Here is a 23,521-nt window from a genome sequence, read left to right on the forward strand (position 1 = left end):
GCGGCCGAGCGCTATCTTGCTATTTTCGATAAGACCCCTTGACCGCGCCCGAATCCCTGTCCATGTCGTGGCGTCGGTATTGGCGCGCATGGTCGCCAAAGCAATTGTTTCAGAGAATGTCGATGAATGTTGTAGTGGTGGAATCGCCTTCCAAGGCCAAGACGATCAACAAGTACCTGGGCCCCGGCTACAAGGTGCTTGCCTCGTTCGGCCACGTGCGTGACCTGCCTGCCAAGGACGGATCGGTTCGCCCCGACGAAGACTTCGAGATGTCCTGGGAGGTCGACGGCGCTTCCGCAAAGCGGATGAAAGACATCGCGGACGCGGTGAAAGCGTCCGACGGTCTCATTCTGGCAACCGACCCCGACCGCGAGGGCGAGGCGATCTCCTGGCATGTGCTCGACCTTCTCAGAAAAAAGAAGGTTCTCGGCGACAAGCCGGTCAAGCGCGTCGTCTTCAATGCGATCACAAAAAAGGCCGTGCTCGATGCGATGGCTCAACCTCGCGACATCGATGCCTCGCTGGTCGACGCATATCTCGCCCGCCGCGCCCTCGACTACCTGGTCGGCTTCAACCTTTCGCCCGTGCTCTGGCGCAAGCTGCCGGGCGCGCGCTCGGCGGGCCGCGTGCAGTCGGTGGCGCTGCGCCTCGTCTGCGACCGCGAATCGGAAATCGAGCGCTTCGTCACCGAAGAATACTGGAATATTTCGGCACTTCTGAAGACGCCCCGCGGTGACGAATTCGAAGCGCGCCTCGTTTCGGCGGACGGCAAGCGGCTACCGGCAAAGGCAATCGGCAACGGCGAGGAAGCCAACCGGTTGAAGACCCTGCTCGACGGCGCAAGCTACGTGGTCGAGAGCGTCGAGGCCAAGCCGGTCAAACGCAACCCCTCGCCCCCCTTCACGACTTCGACGCTGCAGCAGGCGGCCTCCTCCAAGCTCGGCTTCTCGGCTTCGCGCACCATGCAGGTGGCGCAGAAGCTCTACGAAGGCATCGATATCGGCGGCGAGACGGTCGGCCTCATTACCTATATGCGTACTGACGGCGTGCAGATGGCGCCGGAGGCGATCGACGCCGCACGCCAGGCGATCGGCAGCCAGTTCGGCGAACGTTATCTGCCTGAAAAGCCGCGTTTCTATTCGACCAAGGCAAAAAATGCCCAGGAAGCGCACGAGGCCATTCGCCCCACCGATTTCAACCGTACCCCCGACCAGGTCCGCCGCTTCCTCGATGGCGACATGCTGAGGCTCTACGACCTCGTCTGGAAGCGCGGTATAGCGAGCCAGATGGCGTCCGCGGAGATAGAGCGCACCACCGCCGAGATTGTCGCCGACAATGCTGGCAAGAGAGCAGGTCTCAGGGCAACCGGCTCGGTCATCCGCTTCGACGGTTTCATCGCGGCCTATACCGACATGAAGGAAGACGGCGAACAGACGGATGATGGCGACGAAGACGGCCGCCTTCCGGAAATCAACGCGCGTGAAAACCTCGCCAAGCAGAAGATCAACGCAAGCCAGCACTTCACCGAACCCCCGCCGCGTTATTCGGAAGCGACGCTCATCAAGAAAATGGAAGAGCTCGGTATCGGTCGCCCCTCCACCTACGCGGCGACCGTCACGACGCTTATCGACCGCGATTACGTGGAGATCGACAAGCGCAAGCTGTTGCCGCAGGCCAAGGGCCGCCTTGTCACGGCATTTCTCGAGAGCTTCTTTACCCGCTACGTCGAATACGATTTTACCGCATCGCTCGAAGAAAAGCTGGATCGGATTTCGGCCGGCGAACTCAACTGGAAGGACGTACTGCGCGACTTCTGGAAGGACTTCTTCTCCCAGATCGAAGACACCAAGGAACTGCGCGTCACCAATGTGCTCGATGCGCTCAACGAGGAACTGGCTCCGCTCGTCTTTCCGAAGCGGGAAGATGGTGGCGATCCGCGCATCTGTCAGGTCTGCGGCACCGGCAAACTCTCCTTGAAGCTCGGTAAATACGGCGCCTTCGTCGGGTGCTCGAACTATCCGGAATGCAACTATACACGCCAGCTTTCCTCTGACAGCAGCGGTGACGCGGAAGCAGCCGCCTCGAACGAGCCCCAAAGCCTCGGCAAGGACCCGCATACCGGCGAGGAAATCACGCTGCGCAACGGCCGCTTCGGCCCCTATGTCCAGCGCGGCGACGGCAAGGAGGCGAAACGCGCCAGTCTGCCGAAGGGCTGGACGCCGGCAACGATCGATCACGAAAAGGCGCTTGCCCTTCTCTCCCTGCCACGCGACCTCGGTCCGCATCCGGAAACCGGCAAGATGATCTCCGCCGGGATCGGCCGCTATGGCCCCTTCGTACTCCACAACGGAACCTATGCCAATCTGGAGTCGGTCGAGGACGTCTTCTCGATCGGTCTCAACCGCGCGACTTCCGTCCTGGCCGACAAGCAGTCCAAGGGCGCCGGCGGTGCGGGCGGCCGCACCGGCGCGGCAGCCGTGAAGGAACTTGGGGAACATCCTGACGGCGGGGCGATTACTGTTCGCGACGGCCGCTACGGACCCTATGTCAACTGGGGCAAGGTGAATGCCACCCTGCCTCGGGGCAAGGACCCGCAATCGGTCACGGTCGAGGAAGCGCTTGCGTTCATCGCCGAGCGAGCAGCGAAAGGCGGCGTGACGAAAGGCAAGACGGCCAAGGGGAAGTCGGCCGGGAGAAAACAAGCCGGAACGAAGACTGCCAAGGCGGCCGGAACTGCGACAGCTGAGAAGCCGAAACGCGCAGCAAAGACGAAAACGAAGTCGGCCGCGAAGGCCAAGAAGGACTGATCTTGACCAGGATTCCGCGCGACCCGACCGATACGCCCGCAAAGGGTGCAGGCAAGAAAAACGGCCGCGCGGCGAGGACGGCACCGGCCGGGGAGAAGGAGACGATCGTCCAGGGCGCCGTTCCTTCCCGCGAGGTGCTGATGCGCTTCATCGCGGAGAACCCGCAGCACGCCTCAAAGCGCGATATCGCCAAGGCATTCGGCCTCAAGGGCGAGGCACGGGTGGAGCTCAAGACGCTGCTTCGTTCACTCGAGGCAGACGGGCTCGTGGAGAAGAAGCGAAAGTCGTTGATCCGCCCCGGCGGGCTGCCGCCAGTCACCGTTCTGGACATTACCATTCGCGACATCGACGGCGATCTGATCGGCCGGCCGGCCGAATGGCTTGACGATGACGGGGTCGCGCCTGCGGTCCTGATCAAGCAGTCAAGCATCGCCAGGGCCAAGGGCAAAACGCCGGTCGGTGGCCTGGGCGACCGGGTGCTCGCGAAGATTTTCCCCTCTAAGGAGCGCGGGGGCCCTGCCTATACCGCGCGTATCATCAAGGTGCTCGACAAGCGAAAAGATGCGGTGCTCGGCGTTTTCCGTGCGACGCCGGGTGGCGGCGGCCGGCTGATGCCCATCGACAAGCGCGGCGAGGAACTGCTCATCGATCCGGAGTTTACGGGCGACGCCAAGGAAGGCGATCTCGTCGAGGCGCATCTTTCGCGCATCGGTCGCTACGGCCTGCCCCGCGCCCAGGTGCAGAACGTCATCGGCTCGGTAGCGTCCGAAAAAGCAATCTCGATGATCGCGATCCACGCGCATGGAATCCCTCACGTCTTTCCGGAGCGGGTTTTGCAGGAGGCGGACGCAGCACAGCCCGCAACCATGTCGCATCGCGAGGACTGGCGCTCCCTTCCGCTGATCACCATCGACCCGGCCGATGCCAAGGATCACGACGACGCTGTCTATGCGGAGCCCGACCCGTCGCCGGACAATCCCGGCGGCGTCATCGTCACAGTCGCGATCGCCGACGTCTCCTGGTACGTCAGGGCAAGGTCGGCACTCGATCTCGAGGCGTTGAAACGCGGGAACTCCGTCTATTTCCCGGATCGGGTCGTGCCAATGCTCCCCGAACGTATCTCAAACGACCTCTGCTCCCTGAAGGAGGACGTCGACCGACCGGCGCTTGCGGTCCGGATGCGCTTTTCAAAGGAAGGCCGCAAGGCCGGTCATACCTTCCACCGCATCATGATGCGAAGCGCGGCCAAGCTCTCCTACCAGCAGGCGCAGACCGCGATTGACGGTGCGCCGGACGAAAAGACCGGGCCCATTCTGGAAACGATCCTCAAGCCGCTGTGGGAAGCCTATCGCATTCTCACGCGCGGGCGGGAGCGGCGCCAGCCGCTCGAACTCGACGTGCCGGAACGCAAGATCATCCTGAAGCCGGACGGAACGGTCGATCGTGTGTTCGTGCCGGACCGCCTTGACGCGCACAAGCTCATCGAAGAGATGATGATCCAGGCGAATGTGGCCGCGGCCGAGACGCTGGAACAGAAACGCCAGGTTCTGATCTACCGAGTCCACGATCAACCGTCGCTCGCCAAGCAGGAGAGCCTGCGTGAATTCCTGGCCACGCTCGATATCTCGCTCGCCAAGGGCGGCAACATGCGGGCGAACCACTTCAACGGCATTCTCGCCAAGGCGGACGGAAAGCCCTTCGAGACGATTGTCAACCAGATGGTGCTGCGCTCGCAAAGCCAGGCGATCTACAGCCCGGAAAATATCGGCCATTTCGGCTTGAACCTGCTGCGCTATGCGCACTTCACCTCGCCGATCCGGCGTTATGCCGACCTGATCGTGCATCGCGCGCTCGTCTCCTCGCTCGGGCTCGGCGAAGGGGGCATAACGCCCGAAGAAGAAGGCACCCTCGACGATATCGCCGCCGAAATTTCGACCTTTGAACGGCGCGCAATGGCCGCCGAGCGCGATACCACCGATCGGCTGATCGCTCATCATCTGAATGGCCGCGTCGGCGAGGAGTTCGAAGGACGTGTTTCCGGCGTCACAAAGGCGGGACTTTTTGTCACCCTCCCCTCCTATGGCGCCGACGGGTTCATCCCTATATCTACGCTCGGACGCGACTATTTCATCTATGATGAAGCGCACCAGGCCCTCTCCGGCGAGAAAACGGGACTGGGCTACCGCCTCGGGGACCCGGTGCAGGTCAAACTTGTCGAAGCGGTGCCGCTGGCCGGCGCACTCCGTTTCGAGATGCTGAGCGAGGGGCGAAAAATGCCGACGGCAATGCGCTCGTTCCACAAGTCGGGCCGGCGCGATCGAACTGGTGCGCGCAAACGGCCCGGGACACGAGCGCCTCGCGGCAGGCAATGACAGCCGGACGCATGCGTCCGCACAAGGATCGAACATGAAGGCAACCGCGACAGACATGCTTCAGCTTGGCGGAGCGCAGGGCGACGAACGGCCGGTCGGCCGGTCGATCAAGCGTGGCCTTTTCGGGACTTGCCCGGCCTGCGGCCGTGGCCGGCTGTTTCGCAGCTTTCTCAAATCGGTGGAGGCTTGCGACGCCTGCGGCGAGCGCATGGATCATCACCGGGCCGATGACTTCCCACCCTATATCGTCGTCACGATCGTCGGCCATGTCGTACTTGGCGGCTACATGATGACCGATCTCGTGCTGCCGCTTTCGACGTGGCAGCATCTCGCAATCTGGGCGCCGGTGACGCTTGCCAGTTCGCTTGCCCTCATGCAGCCGGTCAAGGGCGCAGTCATCGGACTGCAATGGGCCTTGAGAATGCACGGCTTCGGCGGTCATGACGACGGGCCCGAAGACATTCTGCCTCCGCGAGAAACTTCGGCATGACGGTGGAGCCGCTCGGCGCCCGCGCTCGCTCGCTGCCGGCCGACGCGGGCAGCTCTCCGACGGTCAGGACACGCGACGCAGCGTCCATCATGCTCCTCGACCGATCGGGCAAGGACGTTCGCGTGCTGATGGGCAAGCGCCACAGCGCCCACGTCTTCATGCCGGATCTTTACGTCTTCCCCGGCGGGCGCCGCGATCCCGGCGACCATGGTCTGGGATTTTCCGGAGATCTGCACCCGGCGGTCCTAAGGTCGCTCAGGTCAGGCGAAGGGCGGACGATAACGGAGACGCGCGCACGGGCGTTAGCGCTGGCGGCCGCGAGGGAACTCTACGAAGAAGCGGGCGTCGCCCTGGGCCGGGCGCACGAACGCCCAGGCGCGGCGCTCCCGTTTCTTCCCGATCTTACAAACTTGCGCTATATGGCTCGTGCCATTACTCCTCCGGGCCTGCCGAGGCGATTTGACACGCGTTTCTTTGCCGTTTTCACGGAAGAAGCCGGGATAGATCCCTCTCGGGTGCTGGAAAGCCAGGAGCTTCAGGATTTGCAGTGGATCGATGTCAATGACTTTTCCTCGCTCCGCGTGCCGGAGATCACCGCAATCATTCTCTCTGATCTGAGAAACGGTCTAGAATCGGACCCGTCGCTTCCTCCTGAAAGAACGGTTCCATTTTATTTTACGCGCCACGGGCGCTTTCACCGTACGCTTCTCTGAGGTCCTGTCGCATGTTGAAGCCGCCGCCCGGTACCTCAGGACCGGTTGACGAGATCCACTGGCCTTCATTGATCGCGGCGCTCGCGTCGATCACTGCCGTTGGCATTGCCATCGGCCTGGGGCTCCCGCTGCTCAGCGTCATCATGGAGAAACGCGGCATCGCGCCCACGCTGAACGGGTTGAATGCCGCAATGGCCGGTCTCGCATCCATGGCCGCCGCTCCATTCACGATGAAATTCGCCCACCGTCACGGCGTCGCCCCGACCATGCTGCTGGCAATCGCGTTTGCGGCGACGAGTTCGCTCGGCTTCTATTATCTCACGAATTTCTGGCTCTGGTTTCCTCTGCGCATCGTCTTCCACGGCGCGATCACCGTTCTCTTCATTCTTTCCGAATTCTGGATCAACGCAACCGCGCCGCCCAATAGGCGCGGCTTCGTGCTCGGCGTCTACGGCACCGTGCTGTCGCTCGGTTTCGCAAGCGGTCCCCTGCTCTTCTCGATACTGGGCAGCGAAGGCTTACTGCCCTTCGCCGTCGGTGCGGGCGTCATCCTGCTTTCCGCGATCCCGATCTTCCTCGCGCGCAACGAGAGCCCGGTGCTCGACGAAAAGCCGAAACGCCATTTCATGCGTTACGTCTTTCTCGTGCCGACCGCCACGGCAGCCGTCTTCATCTTCGGCGCCGTGGAATATGGCGGGCTTTCCCTCTTTCCGATCTTCGGTACACGCGCGGGCTTCAGCGAATCGCAGGCAGCGCTGCTGCTGACCGTCATGGGCATCGGCAATTTCATATTCCAGATTCCGCTCGGCATGCTTTCCGACCGCGTGAAAGACCGCCGCACGATTCTGTCGGCACTGACCCTGATCGGCCTCGTCGGCGCCCTGTTCCTGCCGATGCTGGTGGAGAACTGGATATTGATGGCGCTGGTGCTTCTGTTCTGGGGTGGATGCGTTTCCGGTCTCTACACGGTCGGCCTCAGCCATCTCGGCTCACGGCTTCAGGGAGCCGACCTCGCTGCCGCCAACGCGGCCTTCGTGTTCTCCTACGCCGTCGGCACGGTGGCGGGTCCGCAGGTGATCGGCGCGGCGATGGATGTGACCGGCAATGACGGCTTTGCCTGGGCAATCGCAGGCTTCTTCGGGCTTTATGTCGTACTTTCCCTGGTCCGCATCGTTTTGAAACCAAAACGGCCTTGACTTTTCGGTCGCGATTTGTAGTTTCGCGCCAACCTTGACCGTGGCCCGCAACCGGTTGTTCACGGCTTTCATTTTTTCATAAAGGCAGGACGACCATGGCGAAAGCTACCACCATCAAGATCAAGCTGCTGTCGACGGCCGACACGGGTTTCTTCTACGTCACCACCAAGAACAGCCGCACGATGACGGACAAGATGACGAAGACGAAGTACGACCCGGTTGCGAGGAAGCACGTCGAATTCAAGGAAGCCAAAATCAAGTAAGCTCGCTGCTTACTTCGATCCCGGAGCGCCGCCCCTCGGGGCCGGCGCTTTTTCTTTGCGTCCTTCCCGGGACGAGATACCTTCCAAGGAGTTGAGAGGCGGGACGCTGGCGGAAAACCGCAACCACTTCTCCTCATTCCGCTCAGGTGAACGAACGACACAATCGAAAACGCCGCCTCTTTCGAAGCGGCGTTTTCGAATGGGGGTCGGCTGGTTCCGGTTGCAGCACGAGGAATCCGCAAATCCGAGGCCAGCCGACCGACCCCACGACCCAGGAGATGCGGCGGACCTGAGCATCATGGGGTAACCGATTGCTGTGGAAGTTTCCTTCCTCGCTTATCAGCATTGCCTGAAACTAAAAAAAAATCAATGTATTCTTAATCGCTGAAACAAGGTTGCTCGGGTTTTGGTTAATTCTGTTTCAGAATCGAACAGCGCCTCCTGCTCGATGCGAAAGGGCGACCGTGCAAGAGCGCCAATAGGGCTCGACGGCCACCGATTGCCTCCAGATCGCTTTATGAAAATTCAGGCCGCGGCTGCGACGACACGATTGCGCCCGCCGTTCTTTGCCTCGTAGAGCGCCATGTCGGCCCTTTTCAGCAGAGCCTCTGCCGTGTCGCCGTCCGGCCTCAGGCTCGCTATGCCGAGCGACGCGGTGACTGTCAGTACCGTCGCAGCCTCCGCAATGTCGAACCCGCGACTCTCGACTGACAGCCGAAGCCTCTCGGCAACGATTGCCGCCATTTCAGGTGTCGTGTCCGGCATGACGACGACGAACTCCTCCCCACCGAACCGGCAGGCGAGGTCCGCGCCACGCACCGTTGCGCGGACTCGGTTTGCGAACTCGCGCAGCACGTCGTCGCCGGCATCATGTCCGTAGGTGTCGTTCACACGCTTGAAGCGATCGATATCGGTAATGCAGATCGACAGCGGACGCCCTCGGGCGCCCGCACGATCGATCAGCAGTTTCAAGTGATTCTCCAGATAGCGCCGGTTGTGAAGACCGGTGAGATCATCGGTCACTGCCAACTCGATCGTCTGCTGAACACTTGCGCGCAAGCGGTCATTGCAGTGCTTGCGCCGGATCTGCGTGAGGGAGCGGGCGACAAGTTCGTTCGGATCGACGGGGCGCATGATGTAATCCGTCACGCCCAGTTCGAGTGCACGGACGATCATCTCGTCGTTTCCCTGTTCGGTAACCAGCAGGATGGGAATGAAGCGGGTCCGCTCGAGCGAGCGCAATTGCGAACACAGACGTAGCGGATCGTAATCGTCGAAGTTCGCATTGACGATGACAAGGTCGAAACTGTTCTCGGCGGCCTCGAACAGAGCAGCCTGCGGATCCGACAGGACAGCAACATCGGCGATGGGCCTCAGAGCGCGAGTGAGCCGCTCCTGCGAGGATGCGCGGCCATCGACCAGCAGAACGCTGCCGGGCTCGTCGGGCCGATCAAGGCGACTCAACTCCTGCAATCCGATCGTCTGTGCCGTCTGCGCCCTGAGACGCAGCTCGTCGCTGACGTTCTTCAAACGCACGAGGCTCTTTACGCGGGACATGAGCTGCAGATCGTTGACCGGTTTTGTCAGAAAGTCGTCCGCACCGGCTTTCAGCCCGCGCACACGGTCGGACGGCTGGTCTAACGCGGTTATCATCACCACCGGAATATGCGCGGTGCGGCTGCTGGCCTTGAGCCTTTCGCAAACCTCGAACCCATCCATATGAGGCATCATGATATCGAGCAGAACGAGGTCGACGGACGTCTGTTCGCAAATAGCCAGCGCTGCGTGTCCGTCTGCAGCCGTCAGCACTTCGAAATATTCAGCAACCAGCCGCGCTTCCAATAGCTTCACGTTGGCTGGTACGTCATCAACGACGAGGATACGCGCAGTCATATCGATCTTTCCGGCGCTCAGGCATCGCCCAGATATGTTTTGATCGTTTCAATAAATTTGGGAACGGAAATCGGCTTGGAAACATAGGCCTCGCATCCTCCCTGGCGGATGCGCTCCTCGTCGCCCTTCATGGCGAAGGCGGTTACGGCAATGACTGGGATCACGTGGAGCTCATCGTCTTCCTTGAGCCATTTCGTGACCTCGAGACCGGAGACCTCCGGCAACTGGATGTCCATCAGAATCAGGTCCGGCCGGTGCTTGCGCGCAAGTTCAAGCGCTTCCATACCGTTGCGAGTCTGAATCGTCGCGTATCCCGAAGCCTCAATCAGGTCGCGGAAGAGCTTCATATTCAGCTCGTTATCCTCAACAATCATAACCTGTTTGGGCATGTCGGTCCCTTGCTGTCTGCCGCCGCCTTGCAAGTCCCCTGGAGAGATTTAAGTTGCAACAACGGTGACTCGACCCATTTCATCGATCGCCAGGCTAGCGCGATTTGGTTGAAAAATAGGTAATTGCGGCCGCCAACCGAGAAGAGAGCGGATATCATGAAGAACGCTGAAGAAACGGCGATCGCCATCCTCACCTGGCTCGCGGACGAGCCTGAACTGATGTCACGCTTTCTGGCGCTCACCGGCACCGATCCCACCTCACTGCGCAGCGCGATCGGCGAGCCGGGATTCATGGGCGGCATTGTTGCGTTTCTGATGGAGCATGAGCCTACACTGATGGCCTTCTGCAACAAAACGCACACCTCGCCGGAAGAGGTCGTTCGGGCGCACCATGCCCTCTCCGGAGCGCGTGACTTCGAGGAAGACTGAGCGCGGCCGGCAGGCGGCACCAACCGCCGGCCGAAGAGCGTTCCGAAGTCCCGCAGGCAATCTGCCGGCGCTATTCCAAAATTTACAGCGATATCCAAAACCGCCTCCAGCCGCCGCCTTGAGACTCAGCAGCGTAGAGCGTAAAGTCGCTGCGTTCAACATTTGTTCCGGATATGACCGACAGCGCCGCCCCAACCTCCGGTTTCTGCCGTGATTGCCTCAAGGAGCAAACCGCCCAGACGCGACGGTGTCTTGGGTGCGGCAGCCCACGGCTCCTCCGGCACTCCGAACTCTATCGCCTGACCCTGGCGCATATCGACTGCGACGCCTTCTATGCCTCAGTGGAGAAGCGTGACAATCCGGAACTTGCCGACCGGCCGGTGATCATCGGCGGCGGCAAGCGTGGCGTCGTCTCCACGGCGTGTTACATCGCCCGCATTCATGGCGTGCGCTCCGCCATGCCAATGTTCAAAGCCCTCGAAGCCTGTCCCCAGGCCGTCGTTATCAGGCCCGACATGGAGAAATATGTGCGTGTCGGGCGCGAGGTCAGAGCGATGATGTCGGAACTGACGCCTCTCGTGCAACCGCTATCGATAGACGAGGCCTTCCTCGATCTGAGCGGCACCGAGCGGCTTCACCACGATCCGCCCGCCCGGACGCTTGCCCGCTTCGCCAAGCGGGTGGAGCAGGAGATCGGCATTACGGTTTCCGTCGGCCTTTCCTATTGCAAATTCCTGGCCAAGGTCGCCTCGGATCTTCAGAAGCCGCGCGGTTTCTCTGTCATCGGCCAGGCAGAAGCGGTGACCTTCCTGAAAGACAAGTCCGTTACCCTCATCTGGGGCGTCGGCAAAGTCTTTGCCACCACGCTCGAAAGGGACGGCATCCGCACGATCGGGCAGCTCCAGACGATGGAAGAGGCGGACCTCATGCGCCGCTACGGTACGATGGGCCAGCGGCTCTACAGGCTTTCGCGCGGCCTTGACGAAAGGACTGTCGAAATCGAGGGCGAAGCGAAAAGCGTCTCCTCCGAGACCACCTTCAACGACGACCTTGCGCGCCGCGATGAACTCGTATCGCATCTAAGGCGCCTCAGCGAACAGGTGGCTTCGCGCTTGCGAAACTCCGCCCTGGCCGGCCAGACGGTGGTGCTGAAGCTCAAGACCTCGGACTTCAAGATCCGCACTCGCAACCGCCGGCTCGAAAGCCCCACCCGCCTTGCCGATCGCATTTTCCGCACGGGCCTGCAACTGCTGGAGAAGGAGGTCGACGGGACGAAATATCGGCTGATCGGGATCGGCGTCAGCGATCTCGTGGATCCCGACCTCGCCGATCCGCCCGATCTCGTCGATCCGCTGGCTGCCCGGCGGGCTGCCGCCGAAGATGCGATCAACAGATTGCGGGACAAGTTCGGCAAGGCGACCGTCGAGACCGGATACACGTTCGGCAAGGGACCGCGCGATCGATAGCCGGTGAGCCTTGCCTCGGCTGCCACATCAAAAATGGGCAATTCCTTAAATATTGAAGGTTAGGCTGATCCCACGGCGCCGCCTTACGCTCTGCAGCGCCGCCACTTTCTGAACGAGGGTAAGTCTTGCGTTCCGCTCTCCGGATGGGATTTGCAGTCTTCATCATGGCGTCGCCATCCGCGTTTGCGGCCGGCGCCAAAGCGCCTTTGCAGGTCGTCGTATCGCGGGAGCAGCAGTCTCTCGTCGTCTATGATGGCGACACCGTTGTCGCCACGTCGAGAGTGTCCACCGGCAAGGCGGGACACGCTACCCCGACGGGCATCTTCTCGATTTTGGAGAAGCGCCGGCGTCACGAGTCGAACATCTATTCCAATGCACCGATGCCGTTCATGCAGCGACTGACCTGGTCGGGCATCGCACTGCATGGCTCGAACCATGTGCCGGACTATCCCGCTTCGCATGGTTGCGTGAGGCTGCCGAGCAAATTCGCAGCCCGTCTGTTCAAGATGACGAGCCACGGCATGCATGTGATCGTATCGGATCGACAGGTCGCGCCGGTCGAGGTTGCGGACGAAATGCTCTTTCAGCCGAGCAGGCCGCCGCCGCAAGGGCCAGCCCTGTCGGACATCCCCCTGCGGCCGGCAATCGGGGGTCTCAACCGGAGCGCAGTCGAAGTCGCGATGACCGACAAGCGCCCCGCGCCCATTGCATCCGCCGAAGAGAAGGCCCCGATCCGCATATTGATCACACGCCGCGGCACCCAAGAAAACGTGCGCGATCTCCAGACACTCCTCAACACGCTCGGCTACGATGCCGGCGTGCCGGACGGCGTCAACGGCCCGACGACCGCCGCTGCGATCGAAACATTTCAAGGGGAAGAGGGCCGACCCGTCGACGGCAAGATAACACCGGAGTTGATCGACGCCGTCTTTCGCAAGGCGGGCCGCAGTGCACCGCTGAACGGCGTGCTGCGGGTGCGCAGACAATTCCAGCCGGTTTTCGAGGCCGAGATCGCCATTGCAGAACCGGAAAGCCCGCTCGGAACGCATCTGCTGCAGTTTCAGAATCTCGACGCGCGAACCGGAGAGGGCAAATGGTTCGGCATTTCACTCGAGAACAGGCTGTCAAAGGCGACGAAGAAGCGGCTCGGTATCACAGCCGAAGGCGGCCCTGACCTGACCTCTACACTGGAATGGACGCTCGATCGCATCACTGTGCCCGAGGACGTTCGCGAACGCATCTCCGGCCTCCTGTCCAACGGTTCGTCACTCTCCATCACCGATATCGAATTTGGGCTGGAGACCGGCAAGGGTACGGATTTCATCACGATCACCAGAGAGACACGCGAATGAGGAAACTGGTGAACTCCGCTGCATGGTTTGCCCCCTCGCCGATTAAACCAGTTCGACGTCCACGACACCGGGTGCGGAGCGAAGGGCGGCCGCAATCTCGGGTGATATCCGGTATTTCTCGCTGAGTTCGACTTCGATTTCCCGCTGCCCGTTATCCTTGATGACGATGAAGGAGACCAGGCCGTCTCCTCTGGCGTTGAGATGCGACGCGATGGAGCGCAACGGTCCGCAGTCGCGCACATAGACGCGCAGCGCCTTCTGCATCTGCAGCGATTCCTCCTCGAGGGAACGCAGTGTGCGAATGCGAAGGCCGATGCCCTCCGGCCGCTCTTCGGCGTCGACGGTCATCACCAGCGATTTGCCGGCCTCCAAGAGATCGCGATACTGGTTCAGCATTTCGGAGAAAAGGACTGCTTCGAACTGGCCGGAGGCGTCCGAGAAGGCGACGATCCCCATCTTGTTACCGGTGCGCGTTTTGCGCTCCTGCTTCGACGTCACCGTCCCTGCGAGGCGGCCCGCCGTCGCTCCCTTTTTTACGGCGGCCGAAAAATCCGCGAATGTCTGCACGCGCATCTTCGCCAGAAGACTGTTGTAAGTGTCGAGCGGATGAGCGGAGAGATAGAAGCCCAGCACCTGGAACTCGCGGTGCAGCTTTTCCGAGGCGAGCCAAGGGGTATAGGGCGGCAACGCGATCTTCTCGGGCCCGGTAGCGGCACCCGCGCCGAACATGTCGCTCTGGCCGCTCACCTTGTTCTCCTGGGCACGCTGCGCGAAACCGAGGATACGATCGAGCCCGCCGACGAGTTCCGCCCGGTCGTAGCCGAAGCAGTCGAAAGCACCGGCAGCGATCAGGCTTTCGAAGACACGGCGGTTCAAGAGCTTCGGGTCGATCCTCAGGCAGAAATCCTCGAGACTTGCGAAAGGCCGGTCTTCACGCACGGCGACGATGTGGTCGACGGCCGACTCGCCGACGCCCTTGAGGGCGGCAAGCGAGTAATAGATGCGCTTTTCGCCGGTTTCGAAGTGACGGTGCGAGGTCTGCACGGATGGCGCGATCACCTGTATTCCGAGGCGCATCGCGTCCTGGCGGAAATCGTTGATCTTCTCGGTGTTCGACATGTCGAGCGTCATCGAGGCTGCGAGGAACTCGACCGGATAGTGTGCCTTCATATAGGCGGTCTGATAGGAAACGATGGCGTAGGCGGCCGCGTGCGATTTGTTGAACCCGTAATTGGCGAATTTGGCGAGAAGGTCGAAGATCAGATCGGCCTGCGGCTTGGAAACGCCGTTCCTGACTGCGCCATCGACGAAGCGGGCACGCTGCTTGTCCATCTCCTCCTTGATCTTCTTGCCCATGGCACGGCGCAGAAGGTCTGCCTCGCCGAGCGAGTAACCCGAGAGCACCTGGGCGATCTGCATCACCTGCTCCTGATAGACGATGACGCCCTGTGTCTCCTTGAGCAGGTAATCGATCTTCGGATGGATCGATTCGATCTCTTCTTCGCCGTGCTTGCGGGCGTTGTAGATAGGGATGTTCTCCATCGGCCCCGGACGATAGAGCGCCACAAGCGCGATGATGTCCTCGATGCAGTCCGGGCGCATGCCGATAAGCGCCTTGCGCATGCCGGCACTTTCCACCTGGAACACGCCGACCGTCTCGCCGCGCGAGAGGGTCTCATATGTCTTCGGGTCGTCGAGGGGAATGCTTGCAAGGTCGATATGGATGCCGCGCTTGGCGACGAAGTCGACCGCCGTCTTCAGCACCGTCAGCGTCTTCAGGCCCAGGAAGTCGAACTTCACGAGGCCTGCCTGCTCGACCCATTTCATGTTGAACTGGGTCACCGGCATGTCGGAGCGCGGATCGCGATACATCGGCACAAGCTGCGAGAGCGGGCGGTCGCCGATGACGATACCGGCCGCATGTGTGGAGGCGTGGCGGTAAAGTCCTTCGATCTTCTGCGCAATGTCGAGAAGCCGGCCGACGACCGGCTCCTTCTCCGCCTCTTCCTGCAGCCGCGGCTCCTCCTCTATGGCCTTGGAAAGCGGTGTCGGATTTGCGGGATTGTTCGGCACCAGCTTACAGATCTTGTCGACCTGGCCGTAGGGCATTTCCAGGACGCGACCGACGTCACGAAGTGCTGCGCGCGCCTGCAGCGATCCGAAGGTGATGATCTGCGCTACCTGCTCGCGTCCATATTTCTGCTGTACGTAGCGGATGACCTCCTCACGCCGATCCTGGCAGAAATCGATATCGAAGTCCGGCATCGACACGCGCTCGGGATTGAGGAAGCGCTCGAACAGCAGCGAGAAGCGCATCGGATCGACGTCGGTAATCGTCAGTGCATAGGCGACCAGTGAGCCGGCGCCGGAGCCGCGCCCCGGCCCGACCGGGATGTCATGCTGCTTGGCCCATTTGATGAAGTCGGCAACGATGAGGAAGTAACCCGGAAACTTCATCCGCTCGATGACGCCGAGTTCGAAGGCCAGCCGCTCCCGGTAGTCCTCTTCCTTGTAGCCGGGGGCCATGCCGAGCTTGGCGAGGCGCCCCTCCAATCCCTCCTCCGCCTGACGGCGCAGCTCGGCCACCTCGGCGCGTTCCGCCTGCTCCGGATCACCCGAAGCGCCGGTAAAGCGCGGTAGGATCGGGCTGCGGGTCTTCAGCATGAAGGAGCAGCGTCGAGCGATCTCGATCGTATTCTCCAGCGCCTCCGGCAGGTCTGCGAAAAGCGCCGCCATCTCCTTGCGGCTTTTCAGATAATGGTCCGGCGTCAGACGAAAACGGCTGTCGTCGGAGACCATGGCATTATGGGCGACGGCCATCAGCGCATCATGGGCATCGTAGTCCGCCGGCGACGGGAAAAACGCCTCATTGGTGGCAACGAGCGGAACGTCGAGCCGATAGGCAAGATCGATCATGCGGTTTTCGTGACTGCGGTCGTAATTCCCATGCCTCTGCAACTCGACATAGAGCCGATCGCCGAAAAGTTCGATCAGCGTCTTCAACCGCGCCTCGGCCAGGGCCGGCGAACCCGCCTTCACCGCCATATCGATCGGCCCGGTACCTGCCCCGGTAAGCGCAATGAGACCGGATGTGCCGCCCGCCGAAAGCCAGGAGCGGCTTATTCGCACCTGATGGTGCCCCTCGCCTTCGAGGTAGGCGCGGCTAACCAGCTCCACGAGGCGGGCATAACCGTCATCGGTTGCTGCGATCAGCACAAGCGACGGAAGTTTGACGAACTGATGCGCATGGCCGCGCCGCTCGCCTTCGGCCTCATCCTCCATGTCGATCGAGAGCTGACAACCGATGATCGGTTGCAGTCCGTCCCCGGCGGCCTTCTGCGAGAATTCGAGCGCCGCGAAGAGGTTATTGGTGTCGGCGATACCGATCGCCGGCTGATCGTCGGCGATCGCCTTGCCGATGATCTTCTTCAAGGGCAAGGCGCCTTCCAGCAAGGAATAGGCGGAATGCACGCGCAGGTGGACGAACTGCGGATCCGCCACAGCCCCTGCGACCTGTCCGATACCCTGGTTGCCTGTCATCGCCGCACTCCGATTCTCGTCGGCGTCGAGGATATCCTGTTTCCTGTCCCCGCTGTCCAGTCTCAAGCGTGGAAGGACAGAGGTTTTGATCAGTCCGTGGCACACACCGCTAGAGGGGCACTCATGAGCTGGGCGAATGCAGGGGCACGTATGCGGGTCACAAGCCCAGGGCGATTACCGAGATGCTCGCGATGAAGAGGCTCATCGAGGCGAAGGCAGCAAGATCGCGTATGAAATCAGCCATAACTTGTCTCCTTTTCCGCTAATGTTCCTGTTATGTTCCATTTTTGTTCGGTAGTCAAGGAAGACTGCATGGAAGACTTGCTGACCGATCTCCATGGTTAACGCGCGCGAATTTCCGCCGCGTCCCGGGTCTGGGATTGCGTGAGTGCCGAGGTCTGTTCTGATGCCGCGAAGGCCGAACTATCTTAGCTCGACCACCTTGCCGTCCTCGATCGTAACGCGACGGTCCATCAGGGAAGCGAGCTCGTGATTGTGGGTTGCGATCAGCGCAGCCAGGCCGGACTGGCGCGCCAGCGCTTCCAGCGCCTCGAACACATAGCCGGCCGTCTCCGGATCGAGATTGCCGGTGGGCTCATCCGCCAGAAGGATTAGCGGAGCATTGGCGACCGCTCTTGCAATGGCAACGCGCTGCTGTTCGCCGCCGGAAAGTTCGGTTGGACGATGGCTGCCCCGATGGCCGATGCGCATATAGTCCAGGAGAGCCGATGCCCGCTCCGCCGCCTCGGCTTTGGATAACCCCGCGATCAGCTGCGGCATCATGATGTTCTCCAGCGCGGAGAATTCCGGCAGGAGATGGTGAAACTGGTAGACGAACCCGATCTCGTTGCGGCGGATGGCCGTGCGCCGGTCGTCGCTGAGCCCATTGCAGGAGGCTCCGTTCACGAGCACCTCCCCCTCATCGGGATGTTCGAGCAGCCCGGCGATGTGAAGCAATGTCGATTTGCCAGTGCCGGACGGCGCCACGAGGGCGACCGTCTCGCCGCTTCGCAAAGTCAGGTCCGCCCCCTTGAGGATCGGCAGGAAGGTTTCGCCCTCGCCATAATGCCGCTCGATGCCGGAGAGCTGCAGTGCCACGCGCGCATTCATTTATGCTGATGTCCTTGTTATTCGTACCGCAGGGCCTGCACCGGATCGAGGCGCGAGGCGCGCCAGGCCGGGAAGATCGTGGCAAGGAAGGAAAGCGCGAGCGCCATGATGACGACGGTGACAGTCTCGTCGGCATTCATGTCAGCCGGAAGCTGACTCAGGAAGTAAAGCTCCGGATCGAAAAGCGTGGCGCCCGAGACCCAGGAGAAGAACTGGCGGATCGATTCGATATTCAGGCAGACGACGACCCCGAGGACGACGCCGGCGATCGTTCCCGTGACGCCTATGGCTGCGCCGGTCATGAAGAAGATTCGCATCACCGAGCCGGAGGTCGCCCCCATCGTCCTGAGGATCGCGATGTCACTGCCCTTATCCTTCACCAGCATGATCAGGCCGGAGATGATATTCAGCGCCGCGACCAGCACGATGAGCGTCAGGATCATGAACATGACGTTCCGCTCCACCTCGAGCGCGGAAAAGAACGTCCTGTTCCGTTCGCGCCAGTCGGTGATGAATATCTGCCGGCCGGCCGCCTTCTCCACCGGCTCGCGAAGCGTGTCGACGGCATCCGGATGCTCGACGAAAAGCTCGATCGACTGGACGAGGCCCTCGGCGTTGAAATAGAGCTGTGCTTCCTCGAGCGGCATGAAGATGATGGTCGCGTCGTATTCCGACATGCCCATCTCGAATATGGCCGAAACGGTATAGCCCTTGACCCTCGGATTCATGCCCATCGGCGTCACGTCGCCGTTCGGCGAGGTGAGCGTGATCGTCCCGCCCACGCGGATACCCAATTGCTCGGCCATGCGCGAGCCGATGGCGACGCCGCTGCCCGAAGCGAAACCGACGAGGTCGCCCGCCTGGATTTTTTCCGAGACCGACTTGAGCTTGGTGAGGTCGTCAGCGCGTATTCCGCGAACGAGCGCACCCGTCGAGGCATCCCCGAAGCCTTGCGCGAGAACCTGGCCCTCGACGATCGGAATGGCCATGGTGACGCCGGGAACGGCGGAAAACCTGGTGGCGAGATCGGCGTAATTTGTGAGCGGTCCATCCAGCGGTTGAACGATCATATGGCCGTTCATGCCGAGAATGCGTGAAATGAGCTCGGTTCTGAAGCCGTTCATCACCGCCATGACGATGATCAGCGTTCCGACCCCGAGCATGATCCCGATGAAAGAAAAGCCGGCGATGACCGAGATGAAGGCTTCCTTCCGCCGCGAACGCAGGTAGCGCCAGGCGACCATACGCTCGAAAGCGGAGAAGGGACGGCCGGAAGGTATGCTGGATGGAGCGGCAGCCTGCACTTGCTCGTCCGTCGCCGCAGTCATCATTGATCCCTTCGCCTGTTATCTCGCCGCGACCAGTTTGTTGATCGCCGCTTCGACTGTCATCGTCTCTCGCGCACCGGTCTTGCGGTCCTTCACTTCGACCTCGCCATTTGCGATCGACCTAGGCCCGACGATCACCTGCACCGGCACACCGATGATGTCGGCGGTCGCAAACTTTCCGCCGGCACGCTCGTCGGTGTCGTCAAGAAGAACGTCGAATCCAGCCTTGCCCAGATCGGAGTAGAGCCTGCCGCAAGCCGTATCGCAAGCATCATCGCCCGTTTTCATGTTGATGACGACAATGTCGAAGGGGGCGATGCCCTTCGGCCAGATAATGCCGTTATCGTCATGCGACGCTTCGATGATGGCAGGCACGAGGCGGGTCGGGCCGATCCCATAGGAGCCCATGTGCACCGTGTGTTCCTTGCCATCCGGTCCAAGCACCTTGGCTCCCATCGCCTCCGAATATTTGGTACCGAAATAGAAGATGTGCCCCACCTCGATCCCGCGAGCGGAAAGGCGCTCACCTTCCGGAATGGCGTCGAAGGCAGCCTCTTCATGCATTTCCGATGTCGCCGCATAACGCGACGTCCATTTTTCGAAGATCGCATTCATGCTCGCGACATCGTCGAAGTTCGTATCCTCGCCCGGAATGTCGAAGCCGAGAAAGTCCTTGTGGCAGAACACCTCGGACTCGCCCGTGTCTGCAAGGATGATGAACTCGTGGCTCAGATTTCCGCCGATCGGACCGGTGTCCGCGCGCATCGGGATCGCGCGCAGGCCCAGCCGGTCGAAAGTGCGCAGATAGGCGGCGAACATCCGCTTGTATGCGTGCTCCGCCCCTGCCCGGTCCAGGTCGAAGGAATAGGCATCTTTCATCAGAAACTCGCGCGAGCGCATGGTTCCGAAGCGCGGGCGGATCTCGTCGCGGAACTTCAGCTGGATATGATAGAGGTTCAGCGGCAGGTTCCGGTAGGACTTGACATAGGAGCGGAAGATGTCGGTGATCATCTCCTCATTCGTCGGTCCGTAGAGCATGGGCCGGTCCTGCCGGTCCTTGATACGCAGCATCTCCTTGCCATAGGCGTCATATCGCCCGCTCTCCTGCCAGAGCTCCGCCGACTGCAGCGTCGGCATCAGCAGCTCGATGGCGCCCGACCGGTTCTGCTCCTCGCGAATGACCGCATTGACCTTGTCCAGCACGCGCTTGCCGAGCGGCAGCCACGTGTAGATGCCGGCGGACTGCTGGCGGATCATGCCTGTCCTCAACATCAATCGATGGGAAACGATCTCCGCTTCCTTCGGATTTTCCTTCAGGATGGGCATGAAAAAGCGGGACAGGCGCATGACGGGTTCCAGAACTGGTGAATTCGCACTATCGACGGATTCGGGCGAAATGACGTTGGCTTCGGCCGCCTCTACAACGTAATGAAGGCCGCTGCTGCCTTTGAACAGCGCTCTTGATGTTCCCGCCAACGGGTGAAGGGAACCTCCGAGTCCAGCGTTCATAGCCGCTTCGTGCGCGGAAAGAAACCCTGCCGCCGGCGGAGGATGTTCGGGGGCTTCGGGCCGTCGCTTTCCTGCCCCCCGGACACCCGGGTTTTCTTCAGGCAAATCGCTTGGATAACGCCGCGCATGCCCGTTATGGTGGCGCCGGAGGGCATTAGACTCGCTATGTGTATCGCCGCGGTCATTCGCAAATCCCTGCGAAACGACAACCTGCTTGTATCACTCATGGCTTTTGGTGCCGGGTCTAAGGGGCAGAAATCTTAAAGAAAGTGAAGCTCACCGACATTGCAAGGCGAGCCGGTGTCGGGCATGCGACTGTGGACCGGGTCTTGAACGAACGCGGAGGTGTGAAGCCGGACACTGCCAAGCGAGTGCTTGACGCGGCGCGGGAACTGGGGCTGGCACGTACACTGCCAAAGCTCTACCGAAACGGACTTCGCTTCGAAGTATTGCTTGGACGAAGGGACAACCCCCTATGCGCACGGATCAATGACGCCTTCAGACGATTTATCCATCTCATGGACGACAATATCGTCCTCGAACGAACATTCGTCGACGAAACCAAGCCCGATCTCGTCGCGGCGGCGATCCGGAATAGCCGCTGCAACGCGATTATCGTCTACGGCCAAGAGCATGAGATGATCATCGAGGCGATAGCGGAAGTCACGTCTATTGGGAAACCCGTCATTACCCTGGTTTCCGACGTACCGACCGCACCGCGGCTCAACTATGTGGGGATAAACCATTACAATGCCGGGCGGGCCGCGGCCTTCTTCCTCTCGAAAATGACCAATGAAGGACGTGTCGTTCTGCTGTGCGGCAGCCTGCACTATCGCGCCCATGCCGAGCGGATCAGCGGCTTTCGAGATGGGATCGCCGATTATTCGGGGCGCCTCGCCATTGTAGACCTGATCGAAGCGAGAGGCGATGACGCAGCGGCCGAATACATGCTTTGCAAGGCTTTGACGGAAGGCGAAGTGGCCGGAATCTATAATGCAGGGGCCAGCGACGCTGCTGTGGAGCGGGCAATTTCAACCATGAACCGGCAACTGGCGCCGGTCCTCGTCGGCCATGATCTGACGGAGAACGCGGCGAGGATGCTGCAAAACGGAGTAATGGCAGTGGTCATCGACCAGAATCCGGATCTGCAGGCGCAAAAGGCACTGCGCATTCTGGCTGCGCGTTTCGGGATCTCCAACGAGGCCCAGGAAAGTCCGATCGTGCCTTTCACCATTCATGTCAAAGACAATATTTGATCAGATCGACTGACCATTAAGAGCAGGATCGGAATTGATCTCAGAGATGAGGTAAATCCCTCAATTCAGTTATACCATCGCATCCTCATTCCGCTATGTTTGCTCCGGACAGGGCAGAAGATACCTTTTCCGCCGCCGCAAAAGCTCAAGTTTGGATTAGAGGAGGCTAATTCAATCTTGACGTAACTTCGCACATCGAGAATGGACGGCGAAAGCCGTGCCGTTTTTCTTGGCCGATGCGCAAACAGCGCACCCGCGGTTAGGTCGAACATGTCTGTACAGTATATCCGTCGCTTGAAGGCGACGGTGGCAAGTATATTTGGGAGGAATCAATGAACAAAAAACTATCTTCAGGGGCGGGATCGGCCGGTGTCGGCAGGCGTCTTTTCTTGAAATCCGCAGCAATCGGCGGCGCTGCCGCAGCCGGCGGACTTGCAGCTCCGGCGATCGCTCAGGGCGCTAAACGGAAGGTGATCTTTGTCGCCCATGAGGACATCCCCTTCTTTTCCCCGGTTCGTGCCGGGTTCAAGGAATTCGGCAAGCTGCGAAACTGGGACACGCAGTTTCTCGCCCGTGGCACACCGGCCAACGTCGCCGCAACCGTGCGGTTGCAAGTGGATGCGCTGAACTCCAGGCCGGACGCGGTCGGCTTTACCCGCATCAATGAAACCGCTTTCGATGAGAATATCATGCGGGCAAAGGACGCCGGCATTCCGATCGTGCTCTACAACGTGGCAAGCGACGGCTACGAAAAGCTCGAAGTGCCTTTCGTCGGTCAGGACTTCATTCCCGCCGGCCGCGTGAACGGCCTTCAGGCGGCCATGTACGCGCATCAACTGACCGGCAAGACCGAAGGCACGATCCTGATCGACAATCCTTCTCCCGGCGTCAGCGCGCTGGAAGAACGGGCGACCGGCACGGAGCAGGGGATCGACGAATACAACGGGAAGAACGGCACCAACTACAAGTACGAGACATTTACCACCGCAAACTCGCAGACCGAAGCGCTGTCGCGGATCGATGCCAAGATGCGCGCGACGCCGGACGTGGTCGGTTTCGCCAGCACTGTTTCCGGAAACTGGTTCGCAGCAATCTGGGCCGAAGATAACGGAATGACCGGCAAGTTCGCCAATGGGGGCTTCGACCTTATCCCCGGCGTTCTGGAGGCGATCGCGGCAGAAACGTCCCACTGGGCGGTCGGACAGAACCCCTATGCTCAGGGCTGGGTCACCTCGTCACTGCTGGATATGCAGCTTGAGGCCGGATACCAGCCATTCGATTACGATACCGGCGCGGAAGTCGTCGACAAATCCAACGTCGAGGCCGTGACCAAGCGCGAAGCGCGTTTCGGGTGAGCCAACTGGCGCTTGCTTGCCGCCCGCACTCATGCAGGGCGGCAGGCCAGCAG

The 23,521-nt window shown here is 60.9% G+C and carries 17 protein-coding genes; 11 read left to right on the forward strand and 6 right to left on the reverse strand.

Features of this window, described 5'->3' with window-relative positions; genetic code table 11:
- Window positions 1-122: 122 nt before the first annotated feature.
- From topA to rpmG, 6 genes are all read left to right on the forward strand, one after another.
- Window positions 123-2,807 carry a type I DNA topoisomerase gene (gene topA / locus FB009_RS16700; RefSeq protein WP_024311648.1) on the forward strand — a complete coding sequence of 895 codons (2,685 nt, stop codon included), beginning with the start codon at window positions 123-125 and terminating at the stop codon, window positions 2,805-2,807.
- Window positions 2,808-2,809: 2 nt separating this feature from the next.
- On the forward strand, window positions 2,810-5,179 hold the full coding sequence (rnr, locus tag FB009_RS16705; RefSeq protein WP_011975122.1) for a ribonuclease R: 2,370 nt from the start codon (window positions 2,810-2,812) through the stop codon (window positions 5,177-5,179).
- Between the two features lie 34 nt (window positions 5,180-5,213).
- Window positions 5,214-5,669: a DUF983 domain-containing protein gene (locus tag FB009_RS16710; RefSeq protein ID WP_011975121.1), complete on the forward strand. Its 456-nt coding sequence runs from the start codon at window positions 5,214-5,216 to the stop codon at window positions 5,667-5,669.
- Window positions 5,666-6,382, forward strand: coding sequence for an NUDIX hydrolase (locus FB009_RS16715; RefSeq protein ID WP_011975120.1), 717 nt, complete (start codon window positions 5,666-5,668; stop codon window positions 6,380-6,382). Before FB009_RS16710 ends, FB009_RS16715 begins: the two co-directional genes overlap by 4 nt.
- An 11-nt stretch (window positions 6,383-6,393) precedes the next feature.
- Entirely contained in the window at window positions 6,394-7,578 is a 1,185-nt protein-coding gene (locus tag FB009_RS16720; protein ID WP_011975119.1) for an MFS transporter, read from the forward strand.
- Window positions 7,579-7,673: 95 nt separating this feature from the next.
- Window positions 7,674-7,841 carry a 50S ribosomal protein L33 gene (gene rpmG / locus FB009_RS16725; protein ID WP_011975118.1) on the forward strand — a complete coding sequence of 56 codons (168 nt, stop codon included), beginning with the start codon at window positions 7,674-7,676 and terminating at the stop codon, window positions 7,839-7,841.
- Window positions 7,842-8,366: 525 nt separating this feature from the next.
- Here rpmG and FB009_RS16730 read toward each other — a convergent pair.
- Window positions 8,367-9,734 (reverse strand): PleD family two-component system response regulator, encoded by a 1,368-nt coding sequence (locus FB009_RS16730; protein ID WP_024311649.1) that lies wholly within the window; start codon window positions 9,732-9,734, stop codon window positions 8,367-8,369.
- Between the two features lie 17 nt (window positions 9,735-9,751).
- Window positions 9,752-10,123, reverse strand: coding sequence for a response regulator (locus tag FB009_RS16735; protein ID WP_003537642.1), 372 nt, complete (start codon window positions 10,121-10,123; stop codon window positions 9,752-9,754).
- Window positions 10,124-10,279: 156 nt separating this feature from the next.
- Between FB009_RS16735 and FB009_RS16740 the strand changes: the two genes are divergently transcribed.
- The 3 genes from FB009_RS16740 (at window position 10,280) to FB009_RS16750 (ending at window position 13,370) form a co-directional block, all read left to right on the forward strand.
- Complete coding sequence (locus tag FB009_RS16740) at window positions 10,280-10,552, forward strand: DUF3572 domain-containing protein (protein ID WP_011975116.1); 273 nt, start codon at window positions 10,280-10,282, stop codon at window positions 10,550-10,552.
- 173 nt (window positions 10,553-10,725) lie between these two features.
- Window positions 10,726-12,018, forward strand: a complete 1,293-nt coding sequence (locus FB009_RS16745; protein ID WP_011975115.1) for a DNA polymerase IV — start codon at window positions 10,726-10,728, stop codon at window positions 12,016-12,018.
- Between the two features lie 125 nt (window positions 12,019-12,143).
- Entirely contained in the window at window positions 12,144-13,370 is a 1,227-nt protein-coding gene (locus tag FB009_RS16750) for a L,D-transpeptidase family protein (protein ID WP_011975114.1), read from the forward strand.
- A gap of 42 nt (window positions 13,371-13,412) precedes the next feature.
- Here FB009_RS16750 and dnaE read toward each other — a convergent pair whose 3' ends face one another.
- From dnaE to proS, 4 genes are all read right to left on the reverse strand, one after another.
- The gene (dnaE, locus tag FB009_RS16755) at window positions 13,413-16,910 is read right to left on the reverse strand and encodes a DNA polymerase III subunit alpha (protein WP_018011499.1); all 3,498 of its coding nucleotides are present in this window, start codon (window positions 16,908-16,910) and stop codon (window positions 13,413-13,415) included.
- 423 nt (window positions 16,911-17,333) lie between these two features.
- Window positions 17,334-18,020, reverse strand: a complete 687-nt coding sequence (locus tag FB009_RS16760; RefSeq protein WP_011975112.1) for an ABC transporter ATP-binding protein — start codon at window positions 18,018-18,020, stop codon at window positions 17,334-17,336.
- A gap of 17 nt (window positions 18,021-18,037) precedes the next feature.
- Window positions 18,038-19,351 (reverse strand): lipoprotein-releasing ABC transporter permease subunit, encoded by a 1,314-nt coding sequence (locus FB009_RS16765; RefSeq protein ID WP_018208662.1) that lies wholly within the window; start codon window positions 19,349-19,351, stop codon window positions 18,038-18,040.
- A gap of 15 nt (window positions 19,352-19,366) precedes the next feature.
- Window positions 19,367-20,695, reverse strand: a complete 1,329-nt coding sequence (gene proS / locus FB009_RS16770; protein WP_011975110.1) for a proline--tRNA ligase — start codon at window positions 20,693-20,695, stop codon at window positions 19,367-19,369.
- 431 nt (window positions 20,696-21,126) lie between these two features.
- Here proS and FB009_RS16780 point away from each other — a divergent pair, with 431 nt between their 5' ends.
- On the forward strand, window positions 21,127-22,113 hold the full coding sequence (locus FB009_RS16780; RefSeq protein ID WP_269150159.1) for a LacI family DNA-binding transcriptional regulator: 987 nt from the start codon (window positions 21,127-21,129) through the stop codon (window positions 22,111-22,113).
- Between the two features lie 332 nt (window positions 22,114-22,445).
- A complete protein-coding gene (locus FB009_RS16785; protein WP_011975108.1) occupies window positions 22,446-23,468 on the forward strand; it encodes a substrate-binding domain-containing protein in 1,023 nt (340 codons plus the stop codon).
- The last annotated feature ends 53 nt before the right edge of the window (window positions 23,469-23,521 follow it).

The organism is Sinorhizobium medicae, assembly GCF_007827695.1.
Taxonomy (GTDB): domain Bacteria; phylum Pseudomonadota; class Alphaproteobacteria; order Rhizobiales; family Rhizobiaceae; genus Sinorhizobium; species Sinorhizobium medicae.